The organism is Bacteroides luti (genome assembly GCF_900128905.1).
Lineage (GTDB): Bacteria > Bacteroidota > Bacteroidia > Bacteroidales > Bacteroidaceae > Bacteroides > Bacteroides luti.
Window position 1 is genome coordinate 48,949 of the sequence record NZ_FQTV01000008.1, and the last position, 15,288, is coordinate 64,236.

General features: G+C 37.8%; 9 protein-coding genes. All 9 read right to left on the reverse strand.

What is annotated here, in order from left to right; translation table 11 throughout:
• Nucleotides 1–15: 15 nt before the first annotated feature.
• The 9 genes from BUC21_RS08660 to BUC21_RS08705 all read right to left on the reverse strand — a co-directional run bounded on the left by BUC21_RS08660 (nucleotide 16) and on the right by BUC21_RS08705 (nucleotide 15,128).
• Nucleotides 16–2,349, reverse strand: coding sequence for a glycoside hydrolase family 20 protein (locus BUC21_RS08660; protein ID WP_073401287.1), 2,334 nt, complete (start codon nucleotides 2,347–2,349; stop codon nucleotides 16–18).
• A 244-nt stretch (nucleotides 2,350–2,593) separates the two neighbouring features.
• Nucleotides 2,594–4,369 carry an NADH-dependent [FeFe] hydrogenase, group A6 gene (locus BUC21_RS08665; protein ID WP_073401289.1) on the reverse strand — a complete coding sequence of 592 codons (1,776 nt, stop codon included), beginning with the start codon at nucleotides 4,367–4,369 and terminating at the stop codon, nucleotides 2,594–2,596.
• A gap of 19 nt (nucleotides 4,370–4,388) precedes the next feature.
• Nucleotides 4,389–7,496: an NADH-ubiquinone oxidoreductase-F iron-sulfur binding region domain-containing protein gene (locus tag BUC21_RS16730; RefSeq protein ID WP_073401291.1), complete on the reverse strand. Its 3,108-nt coding sequence runs from the start codon at nucleotides 7,494–7,496 to the stop codon at nucleotides 4,389–4,391.
• 28 nt (nucleotides 7,497–7,524) lie between these two features.
• On the reverse strand, nucleotides 7,525–8,025 hold the full coding sequence (locus BUC21_RS08675; RefSeq protein ID WP_083547655.1) for an NADH-quinone oxidoreductase subunit NuoE family protein: 501 nt from the start codon (nucleotides 8,023–8,025) through the stop codon (nucleotides 7,525–7,527).
• A 5-nt stretch (nucleotides 8,026–8,030) separates the two neighbouring features.
• Complete coding sequence (gene hydE, locus BUC21_RS08680; protein ID WP_245797084.1) at nucleotides 8,031–9,122, reverse strand: [FeFe] hydrogenase H-cluster radical SAM maturase HydE; 1,092 nt, start codon at nucleotides 9,120–9,122, stop codon at nucleotides 8,031–8,033.
• A gap of 3 nt (nucleotides 9,123–9,125) precedes the next feature.
• Nucleotides 9,126–10,322 carry a [FeFe] hydrogenase H-cluster maturation GTPase HydF gene (gene hydF / locus BUC21_RS08685; protein ID WP_073401296.1) on the reverse strand — a complete coding sequence of 399 codons (1,197 nt, stop codon included), beginning with the start codon at nucleotides 10,320–10,322 and terminating at the stop codon, nucleotides 9,126–9,128.
• 25 nt (nucleotides 10,323–10,347) lie between these two features.
• Nucleotides 10,348–11,775, reverse strand: coding sequence for a [FeFe] hydrogenase H-cluster radical SAM maturase HydG (gene hydG, locus BUC21_RS08690; RefSeq protein ID WP_139261352.1), 1,428 nt, complete (start codon nucleotides 11,773–11,775; stop codon nucleotides 10,348–10,350).
• Nucleotides 11,776–11,931: 156 nt separating this feature from the next.
• Complete coding sequence (locus tag BUC21_RS16240) at nucleotides 11,932–14,166, reverse strand: GDSL-type esterase/lipase family protein (protein WP_083547656.1); 2,235 nt, start codon at nucleotides 14,164–14,166, stop codon at nucleotides 11,932–11,934.
• 98 nt (nucleotides 14,167–14,264) lie between these two features.
• The gene (locus tag BUC21_RS08705) at nucleotides 14,265–15,128 is read right to left on the reverse strand and encodes a helix-turn-helix domain-containing protein (RefSeq protein WP_073401298.1); all 864 of its coding nucleotides are present in this window, start codon (nucleotides 15,126–15,128) and stop codon (nucleotides 14,265–14,267) included.
• Between the last annotated feature and the right edge of the window lie 160 nt (nucleotides 15,129–15,288).

The following is a 15,288-nucleotide window of genomic DNA, read 5'->3' on the forward strand; positions in this document are numbered from 1 at the left end:
ATTTTTTCTGAAATATTATTCAACACATACTTCGTCTACAAATACATAAGCAGCTTTGCCTTTTCCACCATGCCATTGAGGCATAGAAGTAACGTTATTAACGATTACTTTCACAAATTTAGCTTGTGTTGGAGCAAAACCAAGAGTATAATCATTCACTCCGTCCTTATCTCCTTTTTGAGCTTCCGGAAGAACTAGTTTTGCAGCTTCTTTGAAATTCTGACCATCAGCAGAAAGGTAAACAGTGATATCTTTTGGAGGGAACACCCAGTCGCCTTTAGCAGAGTTGGTTCCTAAACGAACAGATTTAACGTTTGTGTTTTCTCCTAAATCGATAACTAAATTCATTGGTTCGGCCTGGAAACCTACCCAACTATCGTTGTAGCTTTTACCACCACGGATACCATCTACCAAAGTAGCAGCACCATTACATTCAAACTTCTTGCTTGGTGTTGTGCTCAATGTTGCTTTCTTTGCTGTAGATTTAGTGAAAGAGAATGTTTTTTCTACATTACGCAGCTTCATATTCTTTCTGTCTACCATTGCTTTAAGTGTACAAGAATAAGGAACTTCAACCGGAGCTGTGTATTTAGTACTATTTACAGTAGGCTCTGTTCCGTCTATTGTATAATAAATTGGAGCATCACCAATTGTTTTCAAAGTAGCTTCCACGCATCCTTTTTCAGTATTTACAGCATAAGAAGGAGTTGCTTCAAAAATATGCTTAGCATAATTCATTCCCATTGCATCATAAATCTCTGCAATGTGGCCAATGCGTGAAGTAAAACTTGCATAGTCTTTCTTATCAGCATTTGTCCATTGTACTTCGCTTAATGCAGCTAAACGAGGTAGCAGCATATATTCAAGATAAGCTTCCGATTCAATATATTCGGTCCATAAATTAGCCTGAGGACCAAGAATATGTTTTGCTTCTTCTTTGGTTAATTCAGCAGGAACCGGTTCAAATGAGTAAACTCTTTCTACAGGAGAGAATCCTCCGATAGCAAGTGGTTCTCTAGGATCAAGAGATTGATAATGGTCAAAATACAAGTGAGAGCCTGGAGTCATAATTACATCATGTCCCTGGCGAGCAGCTTCTATACCGCCTTCCATTCCTCTCCATGACATTACTGTTGCATTAGGAGCAAGACCACCTTCGAGTATTTCATCCCATCCAATAATCATACGACCTTTGTCGTTCAGGAATTTCTCGATACGAGTCATTGTATAACTTTGTAATTTAGCCTCAGCAGAATGTTTCTCGTCGGCTTTCAAACCAAGTTCCTTAATCTTTGCCTGACAAACCGGACATTTTTCCCAGCGTACTTTTGGACACTCATCACCCCCAATATGAATATACTTAGAAGGGAATAGTTCCATAACTTCGGTCAGTACATTTTCAAGGAAAGTAAATGTTTCTTCTTTTCCTACACATAATACATCATCAAGTACTCCCCATTCTGTAGAAACCTTGTAAGGACCGCCAGTACAACCAAGGCTAGGATAACTAGCCAAAGCTGCTACCATGTGTCCTGGAAGGTCAATTTCAGGAATAATTGTGATAAAACGATCTTGTGCATACTTCACAATCTCTTTTATTTGTTCCTGAGTGTAAAATCCTCCATGAGGTTTACCATCAGAACTTCCCCAGTTTTTACCCACCATTGTGTAAGCACGCTGACTTCCAATGGTTGTAAGTTCCGGATATTTTTTAATTTCAATTCTCCATCCCTGGTCATCTGTAAGATGGAAGTGAAATTTATTCAATTTATGCAAAGCCAGTACATCAATATACTTTTTCACTTCATCAACACTAAAAAAATGACGTGATACATCAAGATGCATACCTCTGTAACTAAAACGAGGAGCATCGCTGATTTTGGCACAAGCAAGCTCCCATTTCTGGTCCTTCATCAATGTTTTACCGAAAACAGCAGCAGGAAGTAATTGTTTTACTGTTTGAATAGCGTGAAAGAAACCTTCGGGTGCAGATGCTTCAATAAGAACCTTGTCTTTTTCTACGTCTAATTTATAGCCTTCTGCCGGAACTTTTTTGTTCAGAACAACAGTGATAGTATTACTAGCAGCTTTCTTAGCAGCTTTAGTACTTACCTTAACATTAATGCCAGAAGTAAGATTCAATTGTTTTGCAAAATCTTCTGCCACCTTAGTAAACTTACTGTCCAGTCCCTTCTGAACAATAAATTCACATTTATCATTCAATACAAAACGTCCTTCACTCTGTACCATTGAATTTGGAAGAGGAATTAGGTCGTAATTGCCCGCTTTCATCGTACTTCCGCACGTTAAACACGAACAAATCAGGATAATCGAAAAGAGTTTTTTCATGTTATTTTTCTTTGTTTAAAAGGATATAATTTATTATATCTGGCAAATATACTAAAAATATATTCTCAACTAAACAAACAAACAAGAAAATAAGCACTCAAACTTCGACTTATTAATAAATAAATTTAATTTAATTAATTATCTGATATTATAGGTATAAAAGTTATCCTCATTTATTATCTTCAAGATGGTATATAGCTTAATATTGAATAAATAATGAATAGTATATCCAAAAGAATATTGTTTACTCTTTTTTTCGTTGCGTATAAACTGTATGAAGCAGTTCGTGCGACTTATGTCCGAGAGGTGCACCAAGGAACTCACGATATAACATCTTTATATCCTGGTTTTCATGTGATTTTCGTAAAGTTTTCCCTTCATCCTCTCTGTAAATAGCATCAAGTCTCTTCATCCTGTATGCATCATTTACAGGTCGTGGTTGTCCGCCTCCGCTGATACATCCTCCAGGACACCCCATTACTTCAATGAAATGATATGTACTCGTGCCGTTCTTTATTTCTTCCATTAATTCAGCTGCACCTATCAACCCGCTTGTAACGGCAACTCTTAAGGTTACTCCTGCCAGGAAATTAAACTCAGGTAATGGTTTTTCTATCTTTAGTTCAGCAGTCTTAATTCTTTTTAGTCCCATAAGAGGCTTTAAGTGAAGCTTTTCTGCAGGAAGTTCACAACCCGTAACTAGCTCATATACTGTACGTAAAGCTGCTTCCATTACACCACCGGTTGTACCAAAGATATCGGCAGCACCGGAAGATAATCCCAACGGACTGTCAAACGTTCCATCTGGTAGATTTCTAAAATCAATTCCGGCGTCTTTAATCATTCGTCCCAACTCACGGGTAGTAATCACTGCATCTACATTTGCCAATCCGTCGTTATACATCTCCGGACGAATTATCTCAAACTTTTTAGCCGTACAAGGCATAACTGATACCATGAAAATAGATTTTGGATCAATACCAACCTTTTCTGCAAAATAAGATTTAGTTAATGCTCCCAGCATCATGTGAGGAGATTTACAACTAGACAGATGAGCCAACTGATCAGGATAATGATGTTCTACGTACTTTATCCAGCCCGGACTGCAACTGGTAATCATTGGGAGAACAGCCTCTTTTTTCTTAGTAGAGAACATATCTTTTAATCTTTCAAGAAATTCAGATCCTTCCTCCATGATAGTAAGGTCGGCACCAAAATTGGTATCAAAAACAAACTTAAAACCTATATTGTGTAAGGCCGAAGCCATTTTACCAGTAACCAATGTACCGGGTTCATAACCAAACAATTCTCCTAGAGCTGCACGCACGGCCGGAGCTGTCTGTACAATAACAGTTTTGGATTTATCATACAGGGCTTCCCATACCTCTTGTGTTGAGTCTTTCTCTTTCAAGGCTCCAACAGGACATACCAAAACACACTGACCACAGTTAGTGCAAATTGATTCTCCCAAAAGCTCATCTTCCGATGGCCCTATAAATGTAGAAAAGCCACGATGATGTGGATTCATGAGACAAACTCCCTGAACTTGGTTACACACAGTTACACATCGGCGACAAAGAACACACTTTGAACTATCGCGAACAATTGACGGACTGGAGCTGTCTACAAATTCTTTTGATTTGGCACCTTCATACCTATACTCATCAACCTGAATTAAATTACCTAGTTCCTGCAGTTCACAATTCTGGTTTCTCCAGCAAGTAAGGCAATTCTTAGGATGATCTGAAAGCATCAGCTCATAGATTACTTTTCTTACATTGCGTACTCTTTCCGAATTGGTATGGATAACCATTCCTTCTTTAGCTTCGGTTACACACGATGCCATCAGATTTTTAGCGCCTTCCACTTCAACAACACAGATACGGCACGATCCAATCTGATGTACATTCTCCATATAACAGAAGTGAGGGATTAAGATATGATTCTGTTTTGCAGCTTCAAAAATGGTAGTTCCCTCTTTTACCTGGACTGCTTTATCATTTATTATCAGGTTTATCATAGTACTTAATTTTAGCTTTTTAATCTTCCGAACTACGATCAGTATTACGATCAGAACATCTTAAACATCTCATTGATTCGGCTATAGCGTTAAGTTTGTGATAACCTAACCGCACCTCATCAAAGTTGCCTTCCCGTTCTTTCGGATCAAGAGATTGCATTTTAAACCGTTCATGTTCAACTGTAATTCCTTCATCCACTCCTCTTGTAGGTATCTCTATAGGTTCGCCAATATTTAATTTCCCGGTTCCACCTAAATATTTATCAATAGATCTTGCTGCATTTTTACCATCGGCAATAGCAGTAATTACCACATCAGAGCCACGGGCAATATCTCCTCCGGCAAAAATTCCAGGTTGAGTGGTCATCTGCGATTCCGGATCAACGATAAATGTTCCCCAATCAGTTACTCCAACCTCACCCTTTGGAATAAAAGGTAAATCGGAATACTGACTCACTGCCGGAATAGCCATATCAATATCCATCATAAACGTAGAGTTAATTACCTCAACCGGTATCCGCCTGCCATCTTTTCCAAACTTACCAGGTATCATTTTCACGCATTCAATACCAGTAACCTTTCCATCACCCACGAAACGAACCGGAGCAACTAATTCGTGCAAGATTACTCCTTCTTCTATTGCATCTTCTATTTCCCTTCTGTCGGCAGGCATCTCTTCCATTTTCCTTCTATAGAGTATATGTACCTCTTTAGCTCCAAGGCGAAGAGCCGATCTTGCTGCATCAATGGCTGTATTACCACCTCCAATAACAGCAACAATTCCCTTCACTTTTACTTTTTTGTTCAGACTAATATCTCTAAGGAAATCGAGTCCGTGATACACTCCTCCCTTTTCCTCTCCTTCTATACCAATTTTTCGGGAAAGCTGTGTACCTATTGAAATATATATCGCATTATATTTTTCTTTCAATTCACTGAATGTTATATCCTTTCCAACCTTTGTGTTGTAGATAATATTAATTCCCGACTGAACAATTGCGTCGATTTCCTTTTTCAATTCTTCTTTTGGTAACCTATATTCAGGAATTCCGTAAGCCAAAATTCCACCTGCAACATCTTTCTCCTCGTATATATCAACAGTATAGCCAAGCCGTGACAAATAATAGCCACAAGTCAATCCGGACGGGCCGGCACCAATAATTCCTACAGAACTTCCATTCTTAGGAAAACTGAGAGTTACCAAAGGCTCTCCTGAATTATATACAAAGTCGGCTGCATAGCGTTTCAAGTCGGCTATCGCAATAGGATCATCAATCTGGGCACGACGACATTTACTCTCACATGGATGAGTACAAACTCTACCACAAATAGATGGAAATGGATTTTCCTGACGAATAAGGTTATAGGCATCTCGCACTCTTCCTGCAGCTATCAAAGCAACATAACCGGGAACATTAACCTTTGCAGGACAAGCATTCTGACAAGGAGCAAGGAAAAGACTTCCACAAACTCCGGCCCTACAATAATCCATCTTTATATGTTCGTCATACTCATACCTGAAATATTTAATTGTGCTAAGTACCGGGTTGGGAGCAGTTTGACCTAATCCACATATAGCAGAATCTTTGATTGATTCTCCTAGTTCAATCAAAAGCTCAACATCCCCTTCTTTTCCCTCTCCACGTGTGATCCTTTCGAGAATTTCCAGCATCCGCTTTGTTCCGATACGGCATGGAACACACTTTCCACAAGATTCATCCTGAACAAAATCCATAAAGAAACGAGCCATATCAACCATACAAGTATCTTCATCGGTACATATCAAACCACCAGAGCCCATAATTGCCCCTAGTTTTGTCAGAGATTCGTAATCAATAGGAGTATTAAGATGCTCAGCAGTAAGACAACCACCCGATGGGCCTCCGGTTTGTGCCATCTTGAATAACTTTCCTCTCTGAATTCCTCCACCTACATCAAAAAGAATCTCACCGAGCGTAGTACCCATTGGAACTTCTATCAATCCTTTGTGCACTATAGCTCCGGCCAGAGCAAACACTTTTGTGCCCTTACTTTTCTCCGTTCCAATAGAAGAAAACCATTTTGAACCATTTAATATAATTTGAGCAACATTACCTAATGTCTCTACATTATTGATAACAGTAGGCTTTCCAAACAAACCACTCTGCACCGGATAAGGAGGTTTCTGTCTGGGTTCTCCTCTCTTTCCTTCCACCGATTCCATCAATGCTGTCTCTTCTCCACAAACAAAAGCTCCAGCTCCAATTCTGATTACAATATCAAAACTAAACTTGCTTCCAAGAATATTATCTCCAAGAATGCCTAGCTCCTGAGATGCTTTTATAGCCATAGTCAGTCTTTCAATCGCAATAGGATACTCAGCTCTTATATAGACTACGCCTTTTGAAGCACCAATGGCATAACCGGCAATCAACATACCTTCTATAACCGAATGAGGATCTCCTTCTAGCAAACTTCTATCCATAAAAGCACCAGGATCTCCTTCGTCTGCATTACAAATAAGATATTTCAAATCGCTACTTACCTTATTTGCCATTTCCCATTTAGTACCTGTTGGAAAACCACCACCGCCACGACCTCTCAATCCTGAATTTTTAATTTCATCAACAACTTCTATTGGATTCATGGTAAGTGCTTTAGCCAATGCAAAATATCCATCATGCGCAATATATTCGTCAACTGAAGCATAGTCAATAGTTCCACACTTCTGAAGTACAATCTTTTTCTGATGCTTAAAGAATGGTATTTCATTTAAATCAGGAATTACTTCGCCGGTTTCAGGGTTCTTATAGCAGAATTTTTCGGCAATTCTCCCTTCTTTAATATGTTCATTCACAATAAATGAAGCACTTGCAGGATTAAGATTGCAATATAAAGTATTGCCTGGATTGATGATTAAAGTAGGCCCCAAAGTACATGCTCCCATGCATCCGGTCAGCTTTATTCTCACTTTCGATTGTAGGTGTTCATGTTCGAGAGCCTGCTCAAAAGCCTCCTTGAATTTCTTGCAATCAGAAGATATACAACCCGCGCCATAACAAATATGAGCGGTAAACTGAAATGCTTTCTCTTTGTTCAGAAAATCATTCTTTATCGATTCAAGATCTTTGATTGTATTGATTTTCATAGATTTATAGATTAGATTTTTCTTTGGCTTATTTCAAAGTTCCCAAGATTCGTTTTATTCTATTGGGATTTACCTGTTTATACACCTTGCCATTGATAGTCATAGCCGGAGCAAGTCCACAAGAACCTATGCAACGCATTACAGTAAGTGAATATCTCTTGTCCGGAGTAGTTTCGCCCACATCTATACCCAATTCATCTTTCAGTTTATTCAGCACCTCTTTACCTCCACGAACATAGCAGGCTGTTCCCAGACAAACAGAAATAGTATATTTCCCTTTCGGCTTTGTCGAAAAGAAAGAATAAAACGTAAGAACACTATTTACTTTCGAAACAGACAAGTCCATCTGACTGGCAATAAAATGCTGCACCTCAGTAGGAAGATAACCGAATATAGCCTGTGCCATATGCAAAATCTGAATCAGATTATCCTCTTTCCGATCATAATCAATTATAACATCCTTAAGAAGATTATATTTTTCTTCTTCAGTCATCATGTGAACATTGCAAATGTCGTCTTCTGTTATCATAGAGATTATACTATTAGTTTTCTATTAATATAATGTTTAGAATCACCATAATCATTGTATGCAACCTCTTCACCAATCATCTTTATCCTTTTAGCTAGACAATTCAGGCAATCATCCGCATCTTCATTGATACATGGCTTGTTTTCGTAAAGAAGATAACTGCGCCTGTATTTCAATGGCGTAAGATTTGGCATTACTACATTTGCACCGGCTTTCAAACCAATTTCCCTTCCCATTGGAATAATAGACTGAAGAGCTGTAGTCGATGCTATATTAATATCCGGCATCAATATCCTTAAAACAGCAATCATACGAATGGATAAATTGAACCGCTCGTTAAGAGGCATCAGCAAATTCTTATAATTGTATAAGGGCGTATCCGCATGTTCAAGATATGGCCCCATTCCTACCATATCAATATCCCTTTCTTTTATAAACAATAAATCGTCTGCAAGGTTCTCAATCGTTTGAAAAGGCAAACCAATCATTACTCCTGTTCCCGTCATATAACCAGTTTCCCGAAGATAATCCAAACATTTCAGACGAGTTTTAAAACTATGCAGCTCATCTGACGGATGTATCTTATTATACAGTTCTTCGCTGGATGTTTCAATTCTCAGCAAATATCTCTGAGCACCTGCATCAAACCAACTTTTGTACGTATCCAAAGACTGCTCTCCAAGAGAAAGAGTAATACGGAAATCCGGATTTGTAACTTTCTTTATTTTAGCTATTAATGCCGTTATTCTATTTACAAACTCTTCGCTACTTAGTTCTCCCGACTGAAGAACAATGCCTTTCAAGTGATTTTCCTGTGCAAATTCAACAATCTCTAAAATTTCCGTATCAGAAAGAAAATATCTGGAAACTTTATGATTTCCGCTTCTTATTCCACAATAATAGCAATTCTTTCTGCAATAGTTGGAAAACTCAATCAACCCTCTCAGGTATACTTTTCTGCCAATAATTCTCTCCTTTATTGAATAAGCCCTTTTTATCAACTCATCGTGTTCTTCTTTATCTGTAATAGATAGTAAGCGGATAATATCTTCTCTTGACAACTCCTGCCTGTTTAATATTTCGCTTACCGTCATCATACATCAACTCATAAAAGGAGCTATTGCCCTTTCAAAGATTCCATTTATCCAGGCAATAGTCAATCCATAGTTTGTAACTGGAACACCTGCTTCAATAGCCTCAGCCAGACGACTAAAGACTTGTTTCCGTGTAATCATACAACTACCACACTGAATAACCAGTGCATAATCTGTTATTGGGTTCTTTATTTCGTCCAGACCAGCGACAACGTCAAAGTCCAATTGCTTTTTCGTATATTCTCTCAGCCAATTAGGGATTTTAAACCTCCCGATGTCATCACAACTAACCTGATGCGTGCACGATTCAAGAATTAAAATGTGATCGCCATCTTTCAAATCTGATATTTTTCCAGCTCCTTTCACATAATCGTCAAAAGGACCTCGCATGTGAGCATAAGCCACGCTGAATCCCGTTAAGGGAATATCAGGAGGAACAATCTTATTTACAGTCTTAAATACCTGACTATCTGTTATAATCAATTTGGGCTTTATACCTGTATTATGCAAGAACAACTCCAGTTCCGTCACGTTTACAACAATATTAATAGCTCCATTATCTAATACATCACGAATGGCCATTACCTGAGGTAAAATCAATCTACCTTCAGGAGCTTCAGAATCATTTGAAGTAATGAGCAAAACAATATCTCCACGATTAATCAATCCCTTCAATAACGAAGGTTTTTGATAAGCCGTTTCGGGAATAATACTTTTAAGCGTTTCAATAACACAGTTAATATTGAAATTTGTTTTTGCGCTAAACTCAACAATAGGCGCATTGGTATATTGCTGTATTTCCTTTATTGTACTGTTCAGCAAGGGTTCCAAATCCACTTTGTTATATACAATCAGGCAATCCACATCAGCTTTATAAAACTTTCGTATCAGTGTTTCTTCAAACTCTCCAAAAGTATTATCTGTTATAAGCAATATAGCACAATCTATTTGTTTTATTACATCCAAAGTCTTGGCAATCCTTTTTTCGCCAAGTACCCCACTGTCATCAATACCCGCCGTATCAATAATAATGGCAGGTCCAACTCCCAGAATCTCCATTGATTTCTTTACAGGATCAGTTGTAGTACCCGGAACCTCAGACACAATAGCCACATCAAGTCCCGTCAGTGCATTGATGAATGAGCTCTTACCCACATTCCTCCGACCAAAAATTCCAATGTGCGGTTTTAAATCACGTGCCATAATCTGTAATAATTATCAGTAAGAATTAGTAATACAAATCTCTCTTTCCCAACTTTAACTGTTTTATCTTCTCAAGGATAGACGCTTTCATATTCTCATCCTCCATATTATCAATCGTAGAATAAATTACATTCCACCCTTTATCTGCAGTATGTTGAGGTGCATAATCAATAAGATATTCAGCCAGCGTAAGAATGGCATTAGGAGTACAATAACGCTTTATGAATCCAGGGACAGAGAATTCCATGAAATGCTCTCCTGTTCTGCCAAGCCTGTAACAGGCAGTGCAGAAAGAAGGAATCATACCCTGATCAAGCAATTCATCAATTATATCATTCAAAGGCCTGTCATCATTTATCTGAAACTGTCCTCTGTTCAGATTCCTTTCCTGAACAATTTTTTCAGCATAGCTACCAATCTCGATATTAGTTCCGCCATCTATTTGCGAAACTCCATACTGTATTATTTCATCTCTCAAGACCGCAGGTTCTCTTGCCGTCAGAATCATTCCTGTATAAGGTACAGCTAATCTCAAGATAGCAATCAGTTTAGTAAAATCCTCATCGCTTACAAAATAGTTCGTTTTCAGATTTTGTCCGGACGCATCTTTCACCCTGGGAAAAGAGATGGTATGAGGACCCACATTATAGCAAGCTTCAAAATGATTCGCGTGCCTCACCAAAGCAAGCACTTCAAAACGCCAATCGTATAAGCCAAACAAAGCACCTATTCCCACATCATCAATACCCGCTTCCTGAGCCCTGTCCAAAGCAGTCAGCCTGTAATTATAATCAGCCTTTTTACCTCGTTGATGATAAATTTTATAAGCCTCCGGATGATAAGTTTCCTGAAAAATCTGATATGTTCCTATTCCGGCTGCTTTTACAACCTTAAAGCCGTCAATATCCAGCGGAGCAGCATTGATATTCACTCTTCTTATTTCTCCATTTCCTTTTTTAAGGGCATAAGCTATCTTTACTGTATGAGCAATATATTCGGGACTATATTCCGAATGTTCACCATAAACAAGAATCAGCCTTTTCTGTCCATTGTCTTCCAATGCCTCTATCTCTTTCACAATCTCCTGGTCAGAAAGAGTTTTCCTCACAGCATCTTTGTTTGATATTCTAAAACCACAATAAAGACAATCATTTGTACATTTATTGCCTATATAAAGCGGAGCAAACAGCACAATTCTATTCCCGTAAATAGTACGTTTAAGTGTTTTTGCACCTTCCTTTATTTCTTCAATAAGTTCTGGAGTATCAGCCTTAACAAGACATGCAACTTCTTCTAGATTCAACCTTTGCTTGGCAAGCGATTTGGCTATAATCTCACGTACTTTTTGTTTTGAAGGAACGGCATTATTGAGATAATCCCATATTTCGAGAGGATCGATAAACGGTTTCATTCGTTCATCTGCAATGGAGTATTTTTCAGGAGTAAATTTCATGATTCCAATCTTTTTAGCTCTGTCCGTGAATATTATAATATATAGAACAATATATAACAAAAATAGATTGAATAATAAGTAAATATATTCAATCTATTTTAATAAATGAAATCGGAATCGATAATATTTTATAGCTCAGCTATTTTTTTTATAAAATCATGGTTTAGAGATTAATGGCCGGATAACATCAGCCCAAATCTGATATCCCTTTTCCGTAGGATGACAGAAGTCGGGAGCTATTTCTTTAGGCAATGTACCATCAGCTTCCAGCATCTTAGGGCCAATATTCAGGAGCGTGATATTATTCTCCTTAGCAAAAGTTTCAAGATTACGGTTTATCTCGTTAATAAGAATTCTGCGTGGATGAGTTGGCTCATGTTCACGAGGAAAGACAGACATCAAGACAATCTTTGCACCCGGCACTTTAGAGCGAAGACGCATACAGATAGCACGGATACCTTCTACAATTTCGGGAGCAGTATTCATGCGGGCATTCTTAGTTTCACTGGTATTATTGGTACCAATATGAAGAATAATCGTACGAGGATGAAGTCTGTCTATCTCTCCATGATCGAGACGCCAAAGTACATTTTGTGTACGATCCCATCCAAAGCCCAGATTTAGTACACGGTAATCCTTGAACAAAGCATTCCAGGTCTCTGCTCCGTTAGGAGTTCGTAGACGCCCGTCAGCATATTTAAGTTGTGGTAATCCACCCCAGAAATGAGTGATTGAGTTACCTATAAGAACCACTTCCGGATTAATGGAATCCTTAATTGCTAATACATCAGCATGACGTGCCCACCAGTCATAACTGTCATTTTCCAACTTAGAAGCCGGAACTATTGCTGTGTTTGAAGATATTTCTGTATCCAAAGACTTATCTCCCATCAGTTCAGACAACAAAGGTTCCATTGCCTGAGCCCATGCTTTTGCTCCTGCAGGAGAAGGATGAAGCCAATCGCTCATCATATCATGATTGATTGACCCATTCATATTGAGAAACACATGATTCACATCACAATAAAAGACATGCTTTCCATCAGCAATCCTGGATACTAAATCGGAAGCGCGTTCAAGAATCATACGATGCGAGGTTGGATTTGGTCCACCATAACATCCCGGAAAGCAACGCATCATAATAATCTTTGAATCAGGCAACTTTTCACGCAAGAGTTTAACTACAGCTTCTATTCCACCGGCAAGTTGGCCTGCAGTGTGACGTGTAGGGTAATGTACTTCATCTATATTATTAGTACCTATTTCCAATACTACCACTTTGGGTGATTGACCTTCCAGTTCTCCATTCTGAATATTCCATATAAGATTTTCGGTGCGGTAACCACTAAAACCTAGGTTAAGAGCCTTCCTTGGAGCAAAGAACTGATTCCATACAGACTGATACTGAGGTTTCTCAAAATTATTTGTGATAGAATTACCAATCATAATCAAATCATACTTATCCTTAGCTACAAGAGCCAGTTTATCAGCATGGCGCTTATGGTTATATCCTTCAACAGGAACAGTAGCAGGATTCTGTGCAGTCTTTTCAGTCTCAGGCTTTGCTTCCAAAAACTTCTTAAGAATACCCGAAAGCTTAAAATTTCCGTCCAAAGCAATGGTATCCTTGCCACAAACATAAACATTATCTTTCTGAGAGTAGCAAGACGCCTTTCCATCATACCCTATCCATGTTTTAGTATATTCCTCACAACTCTTCACCCACGCTTTGTCTCCATTATCGGGAACAATAGTAAGTAATCTGCCGACGGGTTCCAGAGGAGGCAAAACTGCAGCATAAACAGTTCCGGCAAGAGTTTCATTCATATATGAAGGAGATATAAGAATCAATTCATCGGGTTGTTCCTTTTTATTCATCCTTTGCACAGCTTTTGCAGCAAGATGTCCTCCCGAAGCAAATCCCATTGCAAGCAAGTGATCAGTATTCAAACCTTGAAGATTCTTATTGCCCTTAAGTAATCTGAAAGCTTTAAGAGCATCCGTCAAAGCCATATTGCGTGTTTGTATATCACTACCCACACGATATTCAAGAACAGCTACGTCAAAGTTTTGTGCATTAAGAAATCTGGTAGTAGATTCACATTCACTTTTCAACTTTAATGTTTCATAATCCCCTCCTGGAATTAGCAACACCGTACCCTTATGCAATCCGGATTTAGTTCTTACTAAATGAAGTAAAGGAACATCTACTTTATGAATTTCACCATCCTTACCAATAGCATTCCCCTTTGGCAGAGATTGCCCATCAAGTGAAACATAATTTGTGCGAGCTGCTCTCTTTACATTAACAGAACTTTCTGCACCTTTAGAAAAAACCGAAACGGTAATAAATAAAATTATAGCCAGAGATAGCCGATTAAATGATTTCATTTTTAAATCAAATTTTTGAGAATATATTTTTCCGATAGTATTTACAGAGCAAGAATGCTCTTTATTCTGCAAAAATAAGATTTTCTTTTTTATGATTATTACATGTGAAGTCGTTTCTTATACTCTCCGGGAGTTAATCCTGTTAGCTTTTTAAACAGCTTATTGAAATAAGAGATATTATCGAAAGCCAGATTATATGCAATTTCTTTTATTGGTATATCATCAATAATAAGCATTACCTGAGCTTTCTCAATTTTTTTCTGATTAATATATTGAGTCGGTGTACATTTCATTTCATTTTTGAAAAGCCTTATAAAATGATCATCTGTAAGAAAACAAAGTTCGGAAAGCTGACTAATATTGATAGGCTTATCTATATTCTTTCGGATATAGCGTAAAGCTTTTAATACTCTATTATCGGTAACTTCAACCTTTTGTTCTGCATCTTTTAGAAATCGGGAAAAGAGTTGCTGCAAAATTCCTTTCGTTTCAATCAGTAAATAATAAGGTAATTGCGCATTTTCTGAGATATTCTTTACCAAAGTCTGAGAATTATCATAAGATGACGGATCATAAAGTTTCAATTCCCTATTAGGATTAATCTCGGATAAACGCTTTACAAGCAAAGTATCCATTTCGGTAGCTTCAACCTCAACAGACGGATTCATTTGCTCAATAATGCTCAGGTTATCAGTTTGTTCCTCATAAATATGAATGTAATATAGTGAAAAATATCCGTCACACTCATAGCTATGCAAGGTAAAAGAGGGAATAAGATATAAATGCCCCGGTGTAAGATTATAAGTACCATCAGGTAGCACAATTTTTGCATTTCCTCCATCCACCCAATATAATCTTGAAAACGGACTGTTCACATTTGCCCAGTTCCAGTCGGCATTGTGAATGGCATGCCCAATGTTCAACAATGTAAAATTCAGATTATCCTTTTTTTCTCTTACCATGTGCTTTTCATCTTAGTTAGGCGAATATATATCTTTATTTCTTATTAAGCTACTAATAAATAGAAATTATATTATTAATTATCGAAATAATGTCATTAATAGGAAATTTCAAAATTGCTAACTAATAGATAATCAGTATATGCTATAATATTAATATCGA